Raw genomic sequence first — 21442 nt, forward strand, 5'->3', positions numbered from 1 at the left:
ACCAACAGCGGCATGGAAACGCGCTATTAACGATCTGCGGCTAGGGACGGATCATGGCGTACGATCCGGGTGCAATCGATGCGACGCTGGCGGCGGCGGTGGGCGACGAGCCCGCGCTGATCGCCGAGCTGCGCGAAGCCTTTCACGACGGGGTGCAGCGGTGCCTCGAGACGATGAAGACCTCCGAAAGCCCCGATGGCTGGGCGGCGGCGGCGCTGCGTCTCAAGGGCCTTTCGGCCAGCTTCGGCGCGGTCCGGCTGATGGCGCTCGCCACCGAGGCGGCCAATGGACAGGCGCATGACGGCGCGATACTCCGGCGTCTCCATCGGGCAGTCGACCGACTCTGAGAAGGCGGCGCATGCGGAGTCCCGATCCGCGAGAGGGATCGACAAGCGCATGCGCGACTGCCTGGCTTCACTTCTCCTGCTGTCCTGCGCCGCCGTGCCGGTCGCGCATGGGCAGGACGCCGCTCCCAATGTCGCCCATACCGCGCAGGACGGCGGCATCGTCGTAACCGGCAAGGGCCCCGAGCCGATCCGGAAGGCCCGGCGCTACCTTCACCAGGTCCTCGAGAGCGACAGCGGCCAGCTGGCGCGCTTCGTCGATCCGGTGTGCCCGCTGGTCCTAGGCCTGCCGGAGCGGTTCCGGGCGCCGATCGAGGAGCGTTTCCGCATCGTCGCCGCGGCCAGCTCGGTCCGCCTCGCCAGGGCGAAATGCCAGCCGAACCTGATGATCGTGTTCGCCGACAGTGCCGATGCGCTGATCGAGACGATGCGCAAGCGCCGCAACGCGGCCTTCGCCAATCTGGACGAGGGCGCGCTGCGCGACGCGTTCAAGGCAGGGCCGATCCATGCCTGGCGCCTGATCGTGACGCGCGACGACCGGGGCAATATCGCCACCGGGGACGAGGATCCCGATTTCCCGACGATCTTCGAGAGCGAGACCCAGACGGTCACGATCAATTCGGTGATCGTGATCGACAAGCGGGCCGCGCAGGGCAAGTCGGTGCGCCAGATCGCCGATTATGCCGCGATGCGCACATTGGTGGGCGCGCGCCCACCCGCCCGGGGATCGATCGCCGCTGCTTCGATCCTGTCGCTCTTCGATCCCGCCACGGCGCCGCCACCCGCCGAGATCACCGACATGGACCTGGGGCTGCTCGCGGGCCTTTACCGGCTGCGGGATCCCTATGCGCAGGGCGGGGACCATGCCTATCGGATCTCGCGCGCGATGGTGACGGGCAGGCAGCGCTAGCGGGCTTCACCGGCGGGGCAGGGGTGTGGTAAATTGGTAGCACGCCGGGTTGGACGGGAGTGCATCGGGAGTGAGTAAAGTGCGCATGGTCCTGATCGGTTTCGCCCTGGCGATCGCCGCCGCCGGCACGGCGCAGGCGCAGGACAAGCCCGCCGACGATCCCGGCATCGTGGTCCGCGGGCAGAAGGGGGTTCCGCCCCGCGAGGCCCGCAAGTTCGTCCGCCAGGTGGTGACCAGCACCGAGGGGCAGCTCGCCCGCTTCGTCGATCCGGTCTGCCCGTTCGTGCTCGGCCTGCCGCGGCAATATGCATCGATCGTCGAGGATCGCATTCGCGCGGATGCCCGGCAGGCGGGGATCGGGGCGGCGGACGCGGGCAAGTGCCAGCCCAACCTGGTGGTGATGGTCGCCGATGATGCCGATGCGGTGGTCAAGACGCTCCGCAAGCGTTTTGAAGGCCTGTTTCGGGGCGTCGGCACCGAGGAGATGAGCCGCGCGATGCGCGAGGGCCCGGTGCATGTGTGGAGCACAGTGGAGGTGCGCAACGAGAACGGCCAGGCGCCGCGCCAGACCGAGTCGGACGGCCCGCCGACGCTGCGGGTCTATGGCGCGTCGATCGTCGATCTCCAGACCCGGCAGGCCGTGCTCCAGTCGATCATGGTCCTCGACGCGAATGCCCTGCTCGGCAAGACGCTGACCCAGATTTCGGACTATGTCGCGATGCGCACCCTGGCCGGGGCCCGCCCGCCGCGCCAGGGCGTGGAGGCGAACACGATCCTCACGCTGTTCGACGCCCAGGCCGCGCCGCCGCCCGCGATGACCGGCATCGATCGCGGCTTCCTCACCGGGCTCTACAAGGTGCGCCCGAACGGCACGTCGGTGACGCAGATGAGCACGATCTCGCGCCAGATCGTGAAGGATTCGAAGGCGCGTACGGAAAGGGAATGAGCCGGCGGGTCAGCGCTTGCGGCTGAGCTCGCGCATCGCCTCGTCCAGGCCGGCCAGGGTGAGGGGGTACATGCGGTCGCCCAGCAGCTCGCGCAGGATCTTCACCGACTGGGTATAGCCCCATTGCTCGCGCGGGATCGGGTTGAGCCACACCGCGGCGGGATAGGTGTTCAGCGCGCGCTGCATCCAGACGGCGCCGGCCTCCTCGTTGAAATGCTCGACCGAGCCGCCCGGATGGGTGATCTCATAGGCGCTCATCGAGGCATCGCCGACGAATACCAGCTTATAGTCGTGCCCATATTTGTGGAGGATGTCCCAGGTGGGCGTGCGCTCCTGGAAGCGGCGGCGATTGTCCTTCCACACGCCTTCGTACAGGCAGTTGTGGAAATAGAAGAACTCCAGGTTCTTGAACTCGCTGGTCGCCGCGGAGAACAGCTCCTCGCACAGCTTGATGAACGGGTCCATCGATCCGCCGACGTCGAGGAAGAGCAGCAGCTTCACCGCATTGTGGCGCTCGGGCCGCATGTGCACGTCGAGCCAGCCCTGTTTCGCGGTGCCTTCGATCGTCGCATCGATGTCGAGCTCGTCGGCGGCGCCCTCGCGGGCGAAGCGGCGCAGGCGGCGCAGCGCCACCTTGATGTTGCGGGTACCGAGCTCGCGCGTGCTGTCGAGGTTGCGGAACTCGCGCTGGTCCCACACCTTGAGGGCGCGCTTGTGCCTGCTCTCGCCGCCGATGCGCACGCCTTCGGGATTGTAGCCGCCATTGCCGTAGGGGGAGGTGCCGCCCGTGCCGATCCACTTGCTGCCGCCCTCGTGCCGGCCCTGCTGCTCCTCGAGCCGCTGCTTCAGCGTCTCCATGATCTCCTCCCAGGAGCCGAGCGACTGGATCTTCGCCATTTCCTCGGGCGACAGGAACTTCTCCGCGATCGCGCGCAGCCATTCCTCGGGGACGGCGGCGGGGGCGACGCCATAGCTGGCGGCGATGCCCTTGAAGACCTTGGCGAATACCTGGTCGAACCGGTCGAGCAGCCCTTCGTCCTTCACGAAGGTGGCACGGGCGAGATAGTAGAAGGCCTCGGGCGTCCGCTCGATCACGTCGCGGTCGAGCGCTTCCAGGAGCACGAGATGCTCCTTCAGGCTGGCCGGTATGCCGACGGCTCGCAGCTCGTCGAGGAAGGAGAAGAACATCCGCTGCCCCTAGGGTTGGCTGCGCCGTTCGTACAGGTTCCAGTTGGTGCCCGAAAGGCTGCGCATCCGATGCTGGGCGATCAGCGCGAAATGGCCGCCGCAGCGGTCGGCATCCGGCGGGAACGCCTCGCCCAGGAAACGGTCGACCAGCAGGAAGCGCGCCCGCGGATCGCAGCGGCCCAATATCACCTTGAGCTTGTACCTTTGGCGCGCGGCGGCGACGTCGGTGGCCGCCTGGCCGGTGTCGCGATCGAGCAGCATCGTCGTGCCTTCGGGCGCGCGGGCCATCATCTCGCGCACCGGGCCGCCCGGATCGCCGCGCTGGTCCACCGCGAGCACATAGTCGCACCACAGGCTGCCGCCGAGCATCACCGCCAGGCCGATGCCCGCCACGATCCGCCGCCAACCGGCCTTGTCCAGCCCGAAGCCGATCATCTCGCCCAGCATCAGCAGCAGCGGCAGCAGCGCGGGCATGTAATAGCGGGCATGGCCGACATTGCCGGCGTGCAGCACCGCGAGCAGGAAGGGGAAGGCGAAGATCGCCAGCCGGTACAGCGCCATGCGCGAGCCGCCCCAGCGCGGCGCCAGGACCAGCAGCACCAGCACCAGCACGATCGGCCAGATATCCTTCCAGGGCAGGCCGATCGTGTAGCCGATCGCCGTGGTGGTGCCGTTCAGGTACATCATGAAGTCGAAGGGATCGTAGCGCCCGAAGCGGAAGCCGGTGCCGGCGAAATGGCCGGCGGCGAGCACGAAGCCCAGCACCCCCGCCAGCACCAGCACCGGCAGCCAGAAGGTCCGGAAGATCTCGATGGCGGCCGCCCGGAAGCCGTTGCGCTTCCACAGCACGAAGGACGGCCAGCCGACCAGGGCGACGGCCGCGAAGATCATGGTGAGCTGCGAGAAGGCGCCGAGGAAGAAGCAGAGCGCGAAGGTGGTCGGGCGGCGATAGCTGAGGTCGCCCGCCAGCCAGCGATCGATGAACAGGATCGCGATCAGCATCGCCAGCGACATGCCGGCATAGCCGCGTGCTTCCGATCCCATCGTCACCAGCATCGGCGAGAAGGCGAAGAGCAGGGCGGTCACCACCATGGTGGCGCGGCCGCGCGGCTCGGCGATCTTCGCGGCGACCAGGATCGCCGCGCTGCTGCTCAGGATCGAGAGCAGGCGGACCAGCGGCGGCCAGGCGCCGAAGCCGACCATCTGCATCCAGAGCGAGTTGATATGGTGGTTATTGTCGTGATTGATGCCGATGAACACGCCGATCGGCGTCAGCGCATCGCGCGCCTGCGACGCGGACCAGGCCTCGTCGAACCACAGGTCGCCCAGCGAACAGACGAAGCGCAGCGCCAGGCCCGCAAAAGCGATCGCGCAGATCGCCCACCACCAGCGCCGATTCGCGCGCAGATCCCCCCCGGTCATGCCCCGCTAGATGCCTTGCCGCTCCGCTCCCGGCAAGCTCAACGCGACGCATAGGCGTCGATCAGCGAGCCGACATAGTCGGGCTGCCTGGCGGTCAGTTCGGCCGAGGGGCGGGCCTTGCGCACCGTGGCGGGGGCGTTGCGATCCGGTGTGCCGTAGATGAAGCCGTGCGCCGGGTAGACCGAGCTGCCCAGCCCGTCGCGGTCGCGATACCAGACCTTGACCAGGCTCCAGTCGCCGCGCTCCGACACGTCGAACAGCGTCACGTCCTGTTCGGCATGGCCGCGCTCGCCCTCGAAGCGCGACCAGTTGGCATGGGTGATCATCAGCACGCGCTTCTCGACGATCCGGCTGACCACGGCGACATGGCCGAGCGGCAGGCGCGCGCTCTTCGAGAAGGCGAGGACGGCGCCGACCCTGGGCACGCGGCCGCGCTGGTAGCGGCCCTCGGCCTGATCCCACCAGGTCCAGGCATCGCCATAGATCTGGATGCCGGAAGCGGCACGCGCGAACGGCACGCATTCGCCGACATAATCGAGAAGGGATTGCGCGCCGGCAGGCGCCGCGGCGGACAACGCGGCGGCGAGCAGCACGGGAAACGCGATACGCGGACACATACTCGGGACCCATACAAGGTCCCCCCCAAGCGAACCGTAGCCGGGGCTGGTTTAGAAGCGGTTAACCCCGTTCCTCAAAGCCGCTTCCAATGTTGGATTCTGCCTGAGAAACTGTCGGCGCTCTTTCTCATCGTCATCCATGCGCATAGCGCCTCGTCACGCGACTGCGTTTCGGGACAGTAGCCAGGCTGGGGCCTCATATTCTTCCTCCGTCACCCCGGCCTTGCGCCGGGGTCCCGCTACCTCGCCAGCGCAAGCAGAAGCGGGATCCCGGCTCGAGGCCGGGATGACGACAGAAAATCAGATACCTGCTTGGGTTATCAACCTAATCTGGGTAAATTTCCTGCCGGAAAGTCACAATTCGCAAGAGCCAGCTATCGTGACTTTTCGCGGGTAAGGTACCCAGTCCGGGTAAATCAGGCCTTGGGCGCGGGCGCCGGAGGCTGGCGCGGAAAGGTCTCGAGCGCCGGATCGATGCTGGCCCAGGCGGGTGCCTCGTCGGTCCAGATCGCGACGGTCGGCGCAAGTCCCCGCGCATCGTCGAGAAAGCCCAGGCGCAGCGTGCGGAACTGCGGGCGGGCCGAGGACTGGCCCATCACCGGCGTGCCACAGGTCCCGCAGAAGCTCTGGGTCAGCGTATTGCCGCTTTCGGCGACATAGCTGGTGCTCGACAGTTCGCCGCGGACGATCAGGTCGTCGGTGGCGAACATCGCGTTGGTGGTGGCCGATCCGGCGGCCAGGCGCTGGCACTGGCGGCACCAGCATTGGCGCACCGCCACCGGCTCGCCGCCGATCGTGGCGGTCACGGCACCACAGGCGCAGCTTCCGGTATAGGGCATCAGCCCTTGCCCTGCTGGCGCCGCGCCATGAAGGCGAGCCGCTCGAACAGCATCACGTCCTGCTCGTTCTTGAGCAGCGCGCCGTGGAGTGGCGGGATCGCCTTGGTCGGGTCCTTGTTCTGCAGCACCTCGAGCGGCATCTCCTCGTGGAGGAGCAGCTTCAGCCAGTCGAGCAGCTCGCTGGTGCTGGGCTTCTTCTTCAGGCCCGGAACCTCGCGGATCTCGTAGAAGATATCCATTGCCTTCGAGACCAGGATCTTCTGGATGCCGGGGAAATGGACGTCGACAATGGCCTGCATCGTCTCGCGGTCCGGGAACTTGATATAGTGGAAGAAGCAGCGGCGCAGGAACGCGTCGGGCAGGTCCTTCTCGTTGTTCGACGTGATCACCACGATCGGGCGCTCGGCGGCGCGGACGGTTTCCTGCGTCTCGTAGACGTGGAACTCCATCCGGTCGAGCTCCTGGAGCAGGTCGTTCGGGAACTCGATATCGGCCTTGTCGATCTCGTCGATCAGCAGCACCGGCAGCCTGGGCGCAGTGAACGCCTCCCACAGCTTGCCCTTGCGGATATAGTTGGAGATCTCGTGGACGCGCGGATCGCCGAGCTGGCCGTCGCGCAGGCGGGCGACGGCGTCATATTCGTACAGGCCCTGCTGCGCCTTGGTGGTCGACTTGACGTTCCACTCGATCAGCGGGGCGTTCACCGCCTTGGCGATCTCATAGGCGAGCACGGTCTTGCCCGTGCCGGGTTCGCCCTTGACGAGCAGGGGGCGCCGCAATGTGACGGCGGCGTTGACCGCGACCTTCAGGTCCTCGGTCGCGACATAGCTTTGGGTGCCTTCGAAGCGCATCGCCATGGCTTAGAGGGCCGAAGCCGCCTCGCGCAAGGTCGGTGTCGGGAAGTTACTGCCGGTCGCGGGCCGAGGCGCGGGCCTCGAGCAGGTCCCACAGGCCGCGATGCTGGGCGAAGAGCTGCTGCGCGCCGAACAGCATCGCACGCTCGAGCACGCCTTCGCGCACCAGCGTGTCGACCACGGTCACCGTTTCTTCGGCCAGCGGCAGCTGCGAGGGGGGCGGGGTCAGGCCCAGGCGCTCGCCGGCGGCGTCCAGCGCCTCGCGGATCACCGCCCAGTCCATTGCCAGCGCGATCGCCGCGCCGGTGGCGCAGCCTGCGCGATCCGACTGGGCGAGCATGTCCATCGCATGGCGCTGCGCCGCGGTGGCGGCTTCGGTCTCGGCATGGCCCGGCGTGCTGGGCATCGGGCCGGCGGCCGCGACGATGCGGACGAGAAAGGCGCGCTCGATCACAAAGGCGTCGGCACCAGCCTCCAGCCAGTCGCGTTCGATGCCGAGGCGGGCGTGGCCGAGCGCATGGTCGATCACGCCCGGGTGGCGGCCATGGAGCAGGCAGATATGGTGCACCGCGTCCGACAGGTCGCGCAATGGCTCCTCGTTGCGGGCGAGGCGCTGCAGATAGGGGTGGTTGGCGCTGCCGTCGGAGGCGATGAGCGCCCCCATGGAGCCCCAGGCACCGCCCAATCGCGCAACTTGTACGGAATCAAACGGCATAAGCCCCCACATCTCCTGACGGCCCCATGCCGACGGGCAGGTTTTGCAACTCGGGGTTATACCGAAGCACGTAAAGACAAGGTAAATCGCGAATTTACTGTGGATAAATGGATCGTTCCCGCACCGTTCCGATCGAAATGGACGAAGGCGCGGCAAGCAAGTCCGGTGGCGGCGCGATAGTATCCGCAAGTACCGGGCGGTTCCCGAGGTGTGCCGGTCGACCCGTCCACTTTCCCGGCTTCTGGTTCGGCAGGTGGAAGGCGCAGTCGATCCGGGCGCGAACTCGAGTTGAGCCTTGCCTTCGGCCTTGCGTGGCGCGCAATGCGTGCTTCGGCGAAGCCGAGGGCGGAGCCGCGGCCGCGGCACGATCCGGTCAGTGGTGGCGCGTCAGATTACCAGCCCGAAGACGGCGGACACGCCATTGCCGTCCGCCGGGCTACCAAGGACCTGATAATAGAGATAATTGCCGTTGTAGACGATCTGGTTGCCGGCAATGCCCGAGGCGATGTTCTGATAGCCTTCGGCCCAGGAGATCGTGACGGCATAATGCCCCGGCTCGAGATCGTCCCAGCTCTCGCTGATCGGACTGCCCGTCGTGGCAGTGCCGTTCCATTCGAAGCTCGGCCCCGGCGAAGTATATACCCAGACGCGCACATGCACTTCGCCGGGATTGAAGGGGGCAACCTGCACGGACAATGTAGACATGCCGATACCTCGCGCTGAAGGAAGATGCCGCGAGGCTATAGGTCCGGCTTGGCCAGGTCGAGATCAGATCGGAACGGCTTGGTCCGCTACCTTGTGATCGGCAGGAGCTATGCAGCGTAAGGCTTGGTAAGGGCAGGGCAAACAATCCATCCGGATTGGTGGCATCTATTTCTCGCCCGAAACGAAAATGGGGAAGGTAGTGCCTTCCCCATTTCCGAACTTCGCCCGGCTGCGTTCAGCGGCCGATCACTGGTCGAGGAACGACCGCATCTTTCGGCTGCGCGAGGGGTGCTTGAGCTTGCGCAGCGCCTTGGCCTCGATCTGGCGGATGCGCTCGCGGGTGACCGAGAATTGCTGGCCGACTTCCTCGAGCGTGTGATCGGTGTTCATGCCGATGCCGAAGCGCATGCGCAGCACGCGCTCCTCGCGCGGGGTGAGCGAGGCCAGGACGCGGGTGACCGTTTCCTTCAGGTTCGCCTGGATCGCGGCATCGACCGGAATGACGGCGTTCTTGTCCTCGATGAAGTCGCCCAGGTGCGAATCCTCCTCGTCGCCGATCGGCGTTTCGAGGCTGATCGGCTCCTTGGCGATCTTCATCACCTTGCGCACCTTCTCGAGCGGCATGCTCAGCCGCTCGGCCATTTCCTCCGGCGTGGGCTCGCGGCCCTGCTCATGGAGGAACTGGCGGCTGGTGCGGACCAGCTTGTTGATCGTCTCGATCATGTGGACCGGGATGCGGATCGTGCGCGCCTGATCGGCGATCGAGCGGGTGATCGCCTGGCGGATCCACCAGGTGGCATAGGTGCTGAACTTGTAGCCGCGGCGATACTCGAACTTGTCCACGGCCTTCATCAGGCCGATATTGCCTTCCTGGATCAGGTCCAGGAATTGCAGGCCGCGGTTCGTGTACTTCTTGGCGATCGAGATCACGAGGCGGAGATTGGCCTCGACCATCTCCTTCTTCGCGATGCGTGCCTCGCGCTCGCCCTTCTGCACCATGTTGACGATGCGGCGGAACTCGGCGAGCGCCATGCCGGTCGACTGCGAAATCTCGGAGATCTCGATGCGGATGCGGTCGACCGCGCCGCCCTCGTTCGCGGCAAAGGCCGCCCATTTCTTGTCGAGGCCCTGGACCGACTGCAGCCACTGCTCGTCGAGCTCATGGTCGACATAGCGATCGAGAAAGTCCTTGCGGCTCACCTTGTGGCGCTCGGCAAGGCGCAGCATCTGCCCGCCCAGCGCGGTGAGGCGCCGGTTGAAGCTGTAGAGCTGGTCGACGAGATACTCGATCTTCTGCTGGTGGAACTGGACCGATTCGACCTCGGCCGTCAGCTCCTCGCGCAGCTTCTGGTACTTCTTCTCGTCCGAAGCGACGAGCTCGCCGCCGGCAGCCATCGCGTCGAGGCGCTGGAGCTGCATCTTCGAGAATTTCTTGTAGATCGACGTGATGTTGGCGAACTTCTCGAGCGCCTGCGGCTTGAGCGTCTCCTCCATCTGGGCGAGGCTGAGGGTATTGTCCTCCTCCTCGTCGTCCGAGGGCCGCGGCGTGCGGCGCTCGGTCATCGAATCCTCGTCTTCCTCCTCGGCGACTTCCTCGACCTCTTCCTCTTCCTTGTAGGAGGGGCCGGCGGCGGCTTCGCTGATCTCGCCATTGTCGTCCTCGGCGCCCTCGACCTGTTCGGCCGACGGACCCTTGGAGAGCATCGCGTCGAGATCGAGGATCTCGCGCAGCTGCATCGTGCCTTCGTTGAGCGCGTTGGACCAGCCGATGATCGCGTTGAAGGTGATCGGCGATTCGCACAGGCCCAGGATCATCGTGTCGCGACCGGCCTCGATGCGCTTCGCGATCGCGATCTCGCCCTCGCGGCTGAGCAGCTCCACGGCGCCCATCTCGCGCAGGTACATGCGCACCGGATCGTCGGTGCGATCGACAGTTTCCTTCTTCTTGGTCTCGAAGGCCGGGGCCGAATCGTCGTTGCCGTCGCTCGAATCGGTATCGTCGGCGCTGTCGTCCTCGGGCTCGGCGTCCTCGCCGGCTTCCTCGTTCTCGACGACGTTGACGCCCATGTCGTTGAGCGCCGCCATCACGTCCTCGATCTGCTCCGAGGACATCTGGTCCTGCGGCAGCATCTCGTTGAGCTGGTCGACGGTGATGTAGCCGCGCTTCTTCGCCCGCGCGACTAGCTTCTTGATCGAACCCTCGTTCAGATCGATCAGCGGCGCGTCACCCGCCTCGCCGGTATCGGTGACGTCCGCCATGTTCGCCTTGGCCATTCAAATCCTCGAAACTTGGATGGCGGCAATTATACGCCGCCCTAATCCTCGAAATTCTCGTCGTCCGCAAGCATCAGATTCGCAAGACGTGTTTCCAGCTCTTGTCTCTGCCGGAGCAAAGCCGTCTGCCGGGCGAACGCCGCGTCGTCGAAACGCTCGAGCATCGCAGCCGTTGCCTCCGCCAGCGCCGCGTCCACCGCCGGGCGCGCCACCATCACCGCGATCGCCTCGTTCAGGTCTTCGCGCGCCTTCTTTTCCTCGGCCTCGGGCCGGGTAAAGGAGAAAGGCAGGGTATCGGCCCGGAGCAGCTCGCTCGCCATCTGATCGAAACCGGACTTCGCCAATATGGTGAGGACCTTGGCGCGATCAAGCTGCCGGTCCTCGAGCGCGACGTCGACTACCGCCTCGAACAGCTTGCCGAGCGCGCCGGATGCGCCGCGCAGGGAGCCCAGCACCTCCATGTGGCGCGCGATCTCGGCGGGGTGGCGGATCAGCCCGGCGAGCACCGCCTTGGCCAGGATCGGATCGAGCCCGCCGGCCTGGACCGAACGGGTCTGCTGGGTCAGCGGCGGCTCGGGCGGGAGCCAGTTGCCGCGCCTGTCGCGCTTGCCGCGGGCAGGCAGCGCGCTCGGACCGCGTTGGGAGCGGCTCTCGAAGGCGCGGGGGCCGCGGCCGAAATGCGCGTCGGCGCGCTCGCGGAACTCGGCGAGATACTCGTGCTTCACGTTCGCATCGCCGATGCCGCCGGCCAGCTCGCCAAGGCGCCGCTTCAGGCCCGCGCGGCGCTCGGGCGTGTCGAGCGGCTCGGCGGCGACTTCGCTTTCCCAGAGCAGATCGACCAGCGGCCGCGCCTTGCCGAGCAGCGCCTCGAAAGCGGCGGGCCCCTGGGCGCGGACGAGATCGTCGGGATCCAATCCGTCGGGCAGGGTGACGAAGGCGAGGCTGCGCCCCGGCTCGAGCATCGGCATGGCCCGGTGCGCGGCGCGCAGGGCCGCCTTCTGTCCGGCCGAGTCGCCGTCGAAGCAGAGCAGCGGGACATCGGCGATCCGCCACAGCCGCTCGAGCTGATGCTCGGTCATCGCGGTGCCGAGCGGCGCCACCGCTTCGGCAAAGCCGGCCTGGGCCAGGGCGATCACGTCCATATAGCCCTCGACCGCGATGATCCGGCCCGTCTTGCGCGCCGCGGCCTGGGCGCGATCGAGATTGTAGAGCGTGCGCCCCTTGTCGAAGAGCGGCGTCTCGGGGGAGTTGAGATATTTGGGCTCGCCATCACCGATGATGCGCCCCCCGAACGCGATCGCCCGGCCGCGCGCGTCGCGGATCGGGATCATCAGCCGGCCGCGGAACCGGTCATAGGGATCCTTCTGCTCGACCGCGATCAGCAGCCCGGCCTCGACCAGCATCGGGTCGCCATAGGATTTCAGCGCTTCCTTCAGCTTGCCGCGCGAATCGGGGGCAAAGCCGATGCCGAAGGCCCGGGCGGTCTCGTCGTTGATCCCGCGCTTCTTGAGCACCGCGCGGGCCTCCGCGCCTTCAATGCCGTGGAGGCGCTCGACGAAGAACCTGGCCGCGTCCTCCATCGCCTCGTGCAACCCCTTGGCGCGCTCGGCCTTCTCGGCGCTGCGGCGGTCCTGCTCGGGCATCTCCATGCCGGCGGCCTGGACCAGCTCCTTCACCGCATCGATGAAGGGCAGGCCGCGCTGGTCGGTCATCCAGCGGATCGCATCGCCATGCGCGCCGCAGCCGAAGCAGTGATAGAAGCCCTTGTCGTCGTTGACGTAGAAGCTCGGTGTCTTCTCGTTGTGGAAGGGGCAGCAGGCGCGGAACTCCCGCCCCGCCTTCTGGAGTTTCACCGTCTTGGCGATCAGCCCGGACAGCAGCGTCCGGGCGCGGAGTTCGTCGAGAAAGGCGGGGGTGAGGGACACGTCAGGCGAGCGCCGCCTTCACCAGGCCGCTCGCCTTGCTCATGTCGAGCGTCGTCGCGTGGCGCGCCTTCAGCTCGGCCATCACCCGGCCCATGTCCTTCATGCCCGAAGCGCCGAGCTCGGCCTTGATCGCCTCGATCGCTGCCGTGGTTTCCGCGTCGCTCATCTGCGCCGGCAGGAAACGTTCGATCACCGCGACTTCGGCCTTCTCCGTGTCGGCAAGGTCCTGGCGGCCGCCCCGTTCGAACATCTCGATCGATTCGCGGCGCTGCTTCACCATCTTCTGGAGCACTTCGATCACCATCGCGTCGTCGTCCATCTGGACGGACCTGGTGCGCTCCTCGATGTCGCGGTTCTTGATCGCGCTCAGGATCAGGTTGATCGCCTGGCGGGTCCCCTTGTCGCCGGCCTTCATGGCGGTGATCTGGGCTGCCTTGATGTCGTCTCGGATCATTTCGTCTCTCATGAATCGGGAATTGCCCGCAATAGACCCGCGAACCGGTTGACGCGAGGGGGGTAGGGGTCTAGCGGGCGGCACTTAGCGACATTGCTGCACCTCAAATGGAGAGCCACCCCTAAATGGCCGACGCCACGCCTACGCCCATGCCTGCCGGAGCTACCGGTGTTCTGGTTTTGGCGTCGGGGGACGTGATCTGGGGCAGGGGCTTCGGGGCCGAGGGGCAGGCGGTCGGCGAAGTGTGCTTCCACACCGCGATGACCGGCTATCAGGAAATCATGACCGACCCGAGCTTCGCCGGTCAGATCATCAACTTCACTTTCCCGCACATCGGCAATGTCGGCGCGAACCCCGACGATATCGAGGCGGACGATCCCCATGCGCTGGGCATGATCGTGCGCGAGGACGTGACCGAGCCGAGCAACTTCCGTTCGACCGAGCATCTCGATGCCTGGATGAAGAAGCATGCCCGTATCGGCCTCTCGGGTATCGATACGCGCGCGCTGACCCGCCGCATCCGCCTGGCCGGCGCGCCCAACGGCGTGATCGCGCACTCGGCCGAGGGCAAGTTCGACATCCCCCTGCTGCTCGAGATGGCCCGCGCCTGGCCGGGCCTGGAGGGCATGGACCTGGCGATCACCGTCACCGCCGAGACCCATTATGGCTGGGAAGGCGGCGTGTGGCGCCTGGGCTTCGGCTATGATGATGGCGGTCGGGAAGATGCGCGTCCGCACGTCGTCGCGCTCGATTACGGCTCGAAGCGCAACATCTTCCGCAACCTGGTCCAGGCCGGTGCCAAGGTGACCGTGCTGCCGGCGACGGCGACGTATGAGCAGGTCATGGCGTTCAACCCGGACGGCTTCTTCCTCTCGAACGGTCCGGGCGATCCCGCCGCGACCGGCGAATATGCCGTGCCGGTGATCCGCCAGCTGCTCGAGACCGGCAAGCCGCTGTTCGGCATCTGCCTCGGCCACCAGCTGCTGGGCCTGGCCGTGGGCGCCGAGACGACCAAGATGTTCCAGGGCCATCGCGGCGCCAACCACCCGGTCAAGCGGCTGGAAGACGGCGCGGTGGAGATCACCAGCATGAACCACGGCTTCGCGGTGGAGCGCGAGACGCTCCCCGAGAATGCCCGCGAGACGCATGTGTCGCTGTTCGACGGCTCGAATGCGGGCATCGAGCTGACCGATCGCCCGGCGTTTTCCGTGCAGTATCACCCCGAGGCCAGCCCGGGGCCGCAGGACAGCCTGTATCTGTTCGAGCGGTTCGTGGGGATGCTGCGGTGATCCTAAATGCGCATGACAAGGCGCTGTTGATCGCGTTGCGCAAAGGCGATCACTTTGCGGCGAATCCGGGCGATGTAACTGAGCTACTTACATTATCTGGTGATGTCGGGCCGTCCGAAGGCTTGTCTAGCGCTCGGCGGCTCCACTCTGAGGGCTTAGCAGCGTTTGTTCACCACGGTGACGGGCGCACTCGGATGCGCATTACCGATACTGGTATCGCTTTCGCTGACAATCTTATCGAAGACGGGCGAAAAAAGACTTGGAAGGAGCGCCTCGCTGCCGTGTCACGCAGCGATTGGATTTCTCTGGCCGCTCTTATCGTCTCGGTTATCGCCCTTTTTAGGCCCGGAAACTAATGCCCAAACGCACCGACATCTCCTCCATCCTCGTCATTGGCGCCGGTCCGATCGTGATCGGCCAGGCCTGCGAGTTCGATTATTCGGGCACGCAGGCGATCAAGGCGCTCAAGGAAGAGGGCTATCGCATCGTCCTGGTCAATTCGAACCCGGCGACGATCATGACCGATCCCGAGCTGGCCGATGCCACCTATGTCGAGCCGATCACGCCGGCGATTGTCGCCAAGATCATCGAGAAGGAGCGCCCCGATGCGGTGCTCCCCACGATGGGCGGCCAGACCGCGCTCAACACCGCGCTGGCGCTCGCCAATGACGGCACGCTGGAGAAGTTCGGCTGCATCATGATCGGTGCGGACGCCGAGGCGATCGACAAGGCCGAGGACCGGCTGAAGTTCAAGGACGCTATGACCAGGATCGGGCTCGAAAGCGCCCGCTCGGCGATCGCGCATACCGAGGCGGAGGCGCTGGCCGGGCTCGAGCATGTCGGGTTGCCGGCGATCATCCGCCCCAGCTTCACCATGGGCGGCTCGGGCGGCGGCATTGCCTATAATCGCGAGGAATTCCTCGCGATCGTGCGGACGGGCCTCGACCTGTCGCCGACCACCGAGGTGCTGATCGAGGAGTCGCTCCTCGGTTGGAAGGAATATGAAATGGAGGTTGTCCGCGATCGCAAGGACAACGCCATCATCGTCTGCTCGATCGAGAATGTCGATGCGATGGGCACGCACACCGGCGACTCGATCACCGTCGCCCCGGCGCTGACGCTGACCGACAAGGAATACCAGATCATGCGCAATGCATCGATCGCGGTGCTCCGGGAAATCGGCGTGGAAACCGGCGGTTCGAACGTGCAGTTCGCAGTGAATCCGAAGGACGGCCGCCTGATCGTCATCGAGATGAACCCGCGCGTTTCGCGTTCGTCGGCGCTGGCTTCGAAGGCGACCGGCTTTCCGATCGCCAAGGTCGCGGCCAAGCTGGCGGTGGGCTACACGCTCGACGAGATCGACAACGACATCACCGGCGCGACGCCGGCGAGCTTCGAGCCGACGATCGATTACGTCGTCACCAAGATCCCGCGCTTCGCCTTCGAGAAGTTCAAGGGCGCGGAGGCCACGCTCGGCACCGCGATGAAGTCGGTCGGCGAAGTGATGGCGATCGGCCGCAACATCCATGAATCGATGCAGAAGGCGCTGCGCGGCCTCGAGACGGGCCTGAGCGGCTTCAACAATGTCGAGAAGCTCGCCGGCGCGCCCCGCGTCGAGATCGAGGCGGCGCTGGCCGTGCGCTCGCCCGACCGGCTGCTGATCGCGGCGCAGGCGCTGCGCGAAGGCTTCACCGTCGCCGAAGTCTGCGCGATCGCCCAGTACGACCCCTGGTTCATGGAGCGGCTGGCCGAGATCATCGCGGCCGAGGCCGAGGTGATGGAGAAGGGGCTTCCCCAGGATGCCGCCGGCATGCGCCGCCTCAAGGCGATGGGCTTCAGCGACAAGCGCCTGGCGTTCCTGGCGCTCAAGTCGGCGAACCTGCGCGAAGGCACCGATGCGATAGCCAAGTCGTCCGGTCTGATCGGCGAGGTCGTCAAGGCGATGACCGGCGGCGTGACCGAGAATGACGTGCGGGCGCACCGCCACAAGCTGGGCGTGCGCCCGGTGTTCAAGCGGATCGACACCTGCGCCGCCGAGTTCGAGGCGAAGACGCCGTACATGTACTCGACCTACGAGGCGCCGAGCTTCGGCGAGCCCGAGAACGAGGCCGCCCCGAGCGACCGCAAGAAGGTGGTGATCCTGGGCGGCGGCCCGAACCGCATCGGCCAGGGCATCGAGTTCGACTATTGCTGCTGCCATGCCTGCTTCGCGCTGGCGGACGCGGGCTATGAGACGATCATGGTCAACTGCAACCCGGAGACGGTGAGCACCGACTATGACACGTCGGACCGCCTCTATTTCGAGCCGCTGACCGCGGAGGACGTGCTGGAGATCCTGCACGTCGAGCAATCAAGGGGCGAGCTGATGGGCGTGATCGTCCAGTTCGGCGGCCAGACCCCGCTCAACCTCGCCAAGGCACTGGAAGAGGCGGGGATTCCGATCCTGGGCACCAGCCCGGACGCGATCGACCTGGCCGAGGACCGCGAGCGTTTCGCCGACCTGGTCGAGAAGCTCGGCCTGAAGCAGCCGGCCAATGGCCTGGCCCGCACCCGGGACGAGGCGGTCAAGATCGCCGAGCGAATCGGCTATCCGGTGCTGATGCGCCCGTCCTATGTGCTGGGCGGCCGTGCGATGGAGATCGTCGACTCCACCCAGCAGCTCGACGACTACATCCAGACTGCGGTGCAGGTGTCGGGCGACTCGCCGGTGCTGATCGACCAGTATCTGCGCGATGCCGTCGAGGTGGACGTGGACGCAATCGCCGACGGCACCGATGTGGTGGTCGCGGGCGTGCTCCAGCACATCGAGGAGGCCGGCGTCCATTCGGGCGACAGCGCCTGTTCGATCCCGCCCTACAGCCTGCCGGCGGAGATCATCGCCGAGATCGAACGCCAGACCGAAGCGCTGGCCCGCGCGCTCAAGGTCAAGGGCCTGATGAACATTCAGTTCGCGGTGAAGGATGGCGAAGTCTATCTGATCGAGGTGAATCCGCGTGCGTCGCGCACCGTACCCTTCGTCGCCAAGGCGATCGGCATCCCCGTCGCGAAGATCGCGAGCCGCGTGATGGCCGGCGAGATGCTGGCCGATCTGCCCAAGATCGACCGCGACATCGACTATATCGCGGTCAAGGAGGCCGTCTTCCCGTTCAACAAATTCCCCGGCGTCGATCCGGTGCTCTCGCCCGAGATGAAGTCGACCGGCGAAGTGATGGGCATCGACCTGGACTTCGCGACCAGCTTCGCCAAGGCGCAGCTGGGAGCGGGGACCGTGCTGCCGAGTTCGGGCCGGCTGTTCGTCAGCGTCAAGGACACCGACAAGCCGGTGATCCTGCCCGGCGTGCGCCTGCTCGCCGAGATGGGTTTCGCCATCGTCGCGACCGGCGGTACCGCTGATTTCCTCGCGAACGAGGGGATCAAGGTGGAGCGCGTCAACAAGGTGGCGCAGGGCCGCCCGCACATCGTCGACCGCATTCTGGACGGCGACATCGCGTTGATCTTCAACACGACCGAGGGCTGGCAGTCGCTGAAGGATTCGTCGGACATCCGCCGCTCGGCGCTCAATCTCAAGATCCCGTACTTCACCACGGCGCAGGCAAGCGCCGCGGCGGCGCGGGCGATCGAGGCACTGTCGAAGCACAGCCTGGACGTGCGGCCGCTCCAGGATTTCTACGCGTCGCGCGGCTGACCTGATCCGGCGGCTTCCCGGTATTCCGCCGGGCAGCCGCGAGGATTATTGCAGCTTCGGCCCGAAGATAACTTTCCTAGCCTTGCAGTGCGGCATTGGCAGGCTTATTATTCGCGTTCGCACAATTGATCTTCCCCCATCAGTATCCATGTGCGGGCGTTCCCCCGGGGGCGCTTGTGGGACGGGGCGTTTTGAAGGACTTGGTGGATGGCGACGGTCGACAAGATGCCGATGCTTCAGGAAGGCTATGACAAGCTTACCGCGGAGTTGAAGCGCCTGAAAATCGAACGCCCGCTGATCGTGGATGCGATCGAGGAAGCGCGCGCACATGGCGATCTGTCGGAGAATGCGGAGTATCACGCCGCCAAGGAGCAGCAGGGCCAGAACGAAGCCACGATCGCGGACATCGAGGGCAAGCTCAGCCGTGCCCAGATCATCGATCCGCGCGAGCTTTCGGGCGACAAGATCGTGTTCGGCGCGACGGTGACGCTGCTCGACGAGGACGACAAGCCGATCAAGTATCAGATCGTGGGCGAGACCGAGGCCGATGTCAGCAAGGGGCGCATCTCGTACAACTCGCCGATCGGCCGCGCGCTGATCGGGCGCAAGGTGGACGAGGAGGTCGAGGTCTCGGTTCCGGCGGGCGACCGCTATTATCTGGTGTCGCAGATCGAATTCATCTGAGCGTGCGCTTCCGCGATTCTCCCGCGACGATCACGATCGCGGCGGTGACCGCGCTGGTCAGCGCCCTGATCCTGATCACGCGCTATTTTCCCGAAGCGGCGATGCTGGGTGGATTTATCCCGGCGCGTCTGCAGGAGGCCGAACTGTTTGCGCCGGGAACATGGGCGGTGCCAGCCTTGCTGACGCCATTCTCGACCCTGTTCATCCATGGCAGCGCGCTGCAGATCTTCTTCAACGTGCTGATGCTGATCCTGACCGGGCAGAAGACCGAGCAGGTGATCGGCTGGCCGCAGTTCCTGCTGCTCTACATATTGGGTGCGGTGGTCTCCGCCGCGACCTATTTCCTGGTCACGCCCGATGCGCTCTGGCCGCTGATCGGCATGAACGGAGCCTTGTCCGCAGTGATCGGAGCCTATGCGCTGCTTTACGGCACGCCGCGCAATCCGCCGATCGGGCCCTTTTCGGCGCGTACCATATATGTGATGTGGCTCGCCGCGGCCTGGGCGGCGATCAGCATCGTGACGGCATTGCTGCAGCCCGCTTCCCCGGGCAGGTCGATTTGGGAAGTGCTCGCCTGGGGCGCCGCGGCGCCGATCGGCGGCTTCCTGGCCGGCCTCGCAGCCGCCCGGCCATTGTTCATGTGGCATTGGCGTAACGCCTGAGGCGCGCGCCCTTGCTGGGCCGGAGCCCGGCGAGAAGCTTCCTTGCACCACGAAGCGCATCGCAATCGGCTCCGCCATCCCCGGAGCCGATTGCGCCGGCGGCGTTCAGGCCTTGAGATCGGGCTCGAGCAGGCGATGCAGGTGCACCACCACATAGCGCATCTCGGCATCGTCCACCGTGCGCTGGGCGGCGCTGCGCCAGGCATTCTCCGCGCTGGCATAATCGGGATAGATGCCGACGACGTCCAGCTTGGACGGATCGACGAAATCGAGCGTCTGCGGATCGGTCACGCGACCGCCGAAGACGAGATGCAGCTTGCTCATTGGGCCTCCGAAAGCATTTTCTGGTTTATAGAGGCCTCTAGGAACGGGGCGCGCCGGCCTCAAGCCTTTTGCGCCGCTCCCTTTGCCGCATCGACGAGATTGCCGAACAGCGAGGTGACGCGTTCCTTGGCGTCCTCGCGGCTCGGCAGCAGTGCGTCGAACTCCGCCTTGCCGGCTTCCTTCACTGCCTGGACGGTGCCGGTGACCTTGCCGGCGAGCTGGCGCCCGGTGCCCTGGAGCAGGTCGCGCTCCTTCTGGCCGCGCGGAACCAGCATGCCGATCAATACGCCCAGCGCGACACCGCCGGCGACCAGCACATAGGGGTTCTCGGCCAGGCTCTCGCCCTGTTCGTTCGCGGGATTGGTGCTCATCACGAGGATCCTTTCTTGCCTTTACGCTTCAAACCCGTGGCCGGGTCGCGAGTTTCATGCCGTTTGGCGAGGATGTCGCCGATCCAGCCCCGTGCCATGACGAGGCCGATGGTAGCGGCGATACCGGCAGCGGCGAGGGGGCGGCTGCGCACCGCCTCCGCGCCCTTGCGCGCGACGGTGGCGACGCCCTGCGCGGCGGTCTCCACGGCGTCCTGCGCCAGATTGACGGGGCTCAGCCGCTCCTGGACCTGACCGAGCGTGCCGAACAGCCGCGCCCTGGCCGCCGCGATGCGCGCCCTTGCGGCATCCACGTCATGCGGATTCTCGCTCACGGTTTTTCCTTGAAGATGCGCTTCACATGCGTCCAGGCGAGCCAGCCCATCAGTCCGGCGATCGCCAGGAACGCGAGGACGACGAGCAGCGTCGCCAGGCCAGGGCCGACCAGCGGGGCGAGAGTGAGGACCAGCCCGACCACCAGCGCCACCGCCGCGGCCTGGGCAAGGACGAGCGCCACCGCGCCCATCCACAGCATTTCCCGCGCGTCACGCAGCTTCGCGCGCAGCAGCGTGCGATAATAGCCGATCTCGGCATCGGCATAGGCCCTGCCGTCATCGACCAGCTGCTGCAGCAGCTCGCCGATGCTCTTCCCGTCAGGCTGCGGCGCGTCCACCCCCCGTTTCGCCGCTTACGACTTGTCGCTGTCGGCCGCGTCCGACGCCGCATCCACGCCGGACTTGATCAGGCGCGCGAGCACGAATCCCAGGCCCGCCGCGACACCCACGGCCACTGCCGGGCTCTTGCGGACAAAGGCCGTGACGTCGGCGACCAGATCGTCGACTTCCTTGCCGCGCAGGCTTTCCGCGAAGTTCGATATGCCGTCCGCGGCGGAGCGGGCATATCTGCCGTAATTCTCGCCGAGCCGCGCATCGACGTCGTTGGCGGCCGATTTCATCATGTTCGCGACTTCGTCGAGCGCGCCCGTCGCCTTTTCCTTGCCTTCACCGGCCAGCGCGCGGGCGCGCTCGGCGGCCTGGCTGCCGAGCTTGCTCGCCTCCTCGCGCAGCTTGTTGGTCGCGGAGCCACCCTCGGCCGCAGCCGGAGCATTCAGCGTATCACCCGTCGTTTCGTCAGCCATGCCAAAAAACCTCCATGCCCATTGCGAAACAACCACGGCCACGTTTGCGAGTTCCATCGGTTGCCGTTAGAGGCCGCGTCGCGCCCTCACTGCCATACC

23 protein-coding genes are annotated in these 21442 nt (G+C 66.2%); 8 read left to right on the top strand and 15 right to left on the bottom strand.

All coding sequences use genetic code 11. From position 1 onward, the window contains the following. Nucleotides 1-53 precede the first annotated feature (53 nt). From ACIQCS_RS03615 to ACIQCS_RS03625, 3 genes are all read left to right on the top strand, one after another. On the top strand, nucleotides 54-347 hold the full coding sequence (locus ACIQCS_RS03615; RefSeq protein WP_345851940.1) for an Hpt domain-containing protein: 294 nt from the start codon (nucleotides 54-56) through the stop codon (nucleotides 345-347). A gap of 49 nt (nucleotides 348-396) precedes the next feature. After that, a complete protein-coding gene (locus ACIQCS_RS03620) occupies nucleotides 397-1254 on the top strand; it encodes a hypothetical protein (protein ID WP_345851942.1) in 858 nt (285 codons plus the stop codon). 85 nt (nucleotides 1255-1339) lie between these two features. Beyond that, complete coding sequence (locus ACIQCS_RS03625) at nucleotides 1340-2200, top strand: hypothetical protein (RefSeq protein WP_401530074.1); 861 nt, start codon at nucleotides 1340-1342, stop codon at nucleotides 2198-2200. 9 nt (nucleotides 2201-2209) lie between these two features. Here ACIQCS_RS03625 and ACIQCS_RS03630 read toward each other — a convergent pair whose 3' ends face one another. From ACIQCS_RS03630 to ACIQCS_RS03675, 10 genes are all read right to left on the bottom strand, one after another. Further along, the gene (locus ACIQCS_RS03630) at nucleotides 2210-3388 is read right to left on the bottom strand and encodes a VWA domain-containing protein (RefSeq protein ID WP_345851945.1); all 1179 of its coding nucleotides are present in this window, start codon (nucleotides 3386-3388) and stop codon (nucleotides 2210-2212) included. A 9-nt stretch (nucleotides 3389-3397) separates the two neighbouring features. Next, on the bottom strand, nucleotides 3398-4810 hold the full coding sequence (locus ACIQCS_RS03635) for a hypothetical protein (protein ID WP_345851946.1): 1413 nt from the start codon (nucleotides 4808-4810) through the stop codon (nucleotides 3398-3400). A 38-nt stretch (nucleotides 4811-4848) separates the two neighbouring features. Then, entirely contained in the window at nucleotides 4849-5427 is a 579-nt protein-coding gene (locus ACIQCS_RS03640) for a CHAP domain-containing protein (RefSeq protein WP_280280136.1), read from the bottom strand. 416 nt (nucleotides 5428-5843) lie between these two features. After that, on the bottom strand, nucleotides 5844-6266 hold the full coding sequence (locus ACIQCS_RS03645; RefSeq protein ID WP_345851947.1) for a GFA family protein: 423 nt from the start codon (nucleotides 6264-6266) through the stop codon (nucleotides 5844-5846). Beyond that, nucleotides 6266-7117, bottom strand: coding sequence for a MoxR family ATPase (locus ACIQCS_RS03650; protein ID WP_345852117.1), 852 nt, complete (start codon nucleotides 7115-7117; stop codon nucleotides 6266-6268). The genes ACIQCS_RS03645 and ACIQCS_RS03650 overlap by 1 nt, the downstream gene beginning before the upstream one ends. Before the next feature lie 52 nt (nucleotides 7118-7169). Beyond that, nucleotides 7170-7784: a DUF6975 family protein gene (locus ACIQCS_RS03655; RefSeq protein WP_345851948.1), complete on the bottom strand. Its 615-nt coding sequence runs from the start codon at nucleotides 7782-7784 to the stop codon at nucleotides 7170-7172. Nucleotides 7785-8222: 438 nt separating this feature from the next. Beyond that, on the bottom strand, nucleotides 8223-8540 hold the full coding sequence (locus tag ACIQCS_RS03660) for a hypothetical protein (protein WP_345851950.1): 318 nt from the start codon (nucleotides 8538-8540) through the stop codon (nucleotides 8223-8225). A gap of 246 nt (nucleotides 8541-8786) precedes the next feature. After that, nucleotides 8787-10814, bottom strand: coding sequence for an RNA polymerase sigma factor RpoD (gene rpoD / locus ACIQCS_RS03665; protein WP_345851951.1), 2028 nt, complete (start codon nucleotides 10812-10814; stop codon nucleotides 8787-8789). Nucleotides 10815-10855: 41 nt separating this feature from the next. After that, nucleotides 10856-12739: a DNA primase gene (gene dnaG / locus ACIQCS_RS03670; protein WP_345851953.1), complete on the bottom strand. Its 1884-nt coding sequence runs from the start codon at nucleotides 12737-12739 to the stop codon at nucleotides 10856-10858. 1 nt (nucleotide 12740) lies between these two features. After that, nucleotides 12741-13193: a GatB/YqeY domain-containing protein gene (locus ACIQCS_RS03675; protein ID WP_280280130.1), complete on the bottom strand. Its 453-nt coding sequence runs from the start codon at nucleotides 13191-13193 to the stop codon at nucleotides 12741-12743. A 125-nt stretch (nucleotides 13194-13318) separates the two neighbouring features. Here ACIQCS_RS03675 and carA point away from each other — a divergent pair, with 125 nt between their 5' ends. From carA to ACIQCS_RS03700, 5 genes are all read left to right on the top strand, one after another. Beyond that, nucleotides 13319-14482: a glutamine-hydrolyzing carbamoyl-phosphate synthase small subunit gene (gene carA / locus ACIQCS_RS03680; RefSeq protein ID WP_345851956.1), complete on the top strand. Its 1164-nt coding sequence runs from the start codon at nucleotides 13319-13321 to the stop codon at nucleotides 14480-14482. Beyond that, entirely contained in the window at nucleotides 14479-14838 is a 360-nt protein-coding gene (locus ACIQCS_RS03685; RefSeq protein ID WP_345851958.1) for a hypothetical protein, read from the top strand. Before carA ends, ACIQCS_RS03685 begins: the two co-directional genes overlap by 4 nt. Beyond that, nucleotides 14838-18167: a carbamoyl-phosphate synthase large subunit gene (carB, locus tag ACIQCS_RS03690; RefSeq protein WP_345851959.1), complete on the top strand. Its 3330-nt coding sequence runs from the start codon at nucleotides 14838-14840 to the stop codon at nucleotides 18165-18167. Before ACIQCS_RS03685 ends, carB begins: the two co-directional genes overlap by 1 nt. Before the next feature lie 207 nt (nucleotides 18168-18374). Further along, a complete protein-coding gene (gene greA, locus ACIQCS_RS03695) occupies nucleotides 18375-18851 on the top strand; it encodes a transcription elongation factor GreA (RefSeq protein ID WP_187476922.1) in 477 nt (158 codons plus the stop codon). 2 nt (nucleotides 18852-18853) lie between these two features. After that, entirely contained in the window at nucleotides 18854-19513 is a 660-nt protein-coding gene (locus ACIQCS_RS03700; protein WP_345851960.1) for a rhomboid family intramembrane serine protease, read from the top strand. A 105-nt stretch (nucleotides 19514-19618) separates the two neighbouring features. On the opposite strand, the gene ACIQCS_RS03705 is transcribed toward ACIQCS_RS03700, so the two are convergent. From ACIQCS_RS03705 to ACIQCS_RS03725, 5 genes are read right to left on the bottom strand one after another with little or no spacing between them, the layout of a single operon-like run. After that, nucleotides 19619-19837, bottom strand: coding sequence for a DUF4170 domain-containing protein (locus tag ACIQCS_RS03705; protein ID WP_086129681.1), 219 nt, complete (start codon nucleotides 19835-19837; stop codon nucleotides 19619-19621). Nucleotides 19838-19896: 59 nt separating this feature from the next. Further along, nucleotides 19897-20208: a hypothetical protein gene (locus ACIQCS_RS03710; protein WP_345851961.1), complete on the bottom strand. Its 312-nt coding sequence runs from the start codon at nucleotides 20206-20208 to the stop codon at nucleotides 19897-19899. Further along, the gene (locus tag ACIQCS_RS03715; protein WP_345851963.1) at nucleotides 20208-20540 is read right to left on the bottom strand and encodes a DUF3618 domain-containing protein; all 333 of its coding nucleotides are present in this window, start codon (nucleotides 20538-20540) and stop codon (nucleotides 20208-20210) included. The genes ACIQCS_RS03710 and ACIQCS_RS03715 overlap by 1 nt, the downstream gene beginning before the upstream one ends. Continuing rightward, a complete protein-coding gene (locus tag ACIQCS_RS03720; RefSeq protein WP_401530084.1) occupies nucleotides 20537-20878 on the bottom strand; it encodes a phage holin family protein in 342 nt (113 codons plus the stop codon). Before ACIQCS_RS03720 ends, ACIQCS_RS03715 begins: the two co-directional genes overlap by 4 nt. A gap of 15 nt (nucleotides 20879-20893) precedes the next feature. Beyond that, the gene (locus tag ACIQCS_RS03725) at nucleotides 20894-21343 is read right to left on the bottom strand and encodes a hypothetical protein (protein ID WP_345846434.1); all 450 of its coding nucleotides are present in this window, start codon (nucleotides 21341-21343) and stop codon (nucleotides 20894-20896) included. Nucleotides 21344-21442: the final 99 nt, after the last annotated feature.

This window comes from Sphingomonas sp. NPDC092440 (genome assembly GCF_044754985.1).
Lineage (GTDB): Bacteria > Pseudomonadota > Alphaproteobacteria > Sphingomonadales > Sphingomonadaceae > Sphingomonas.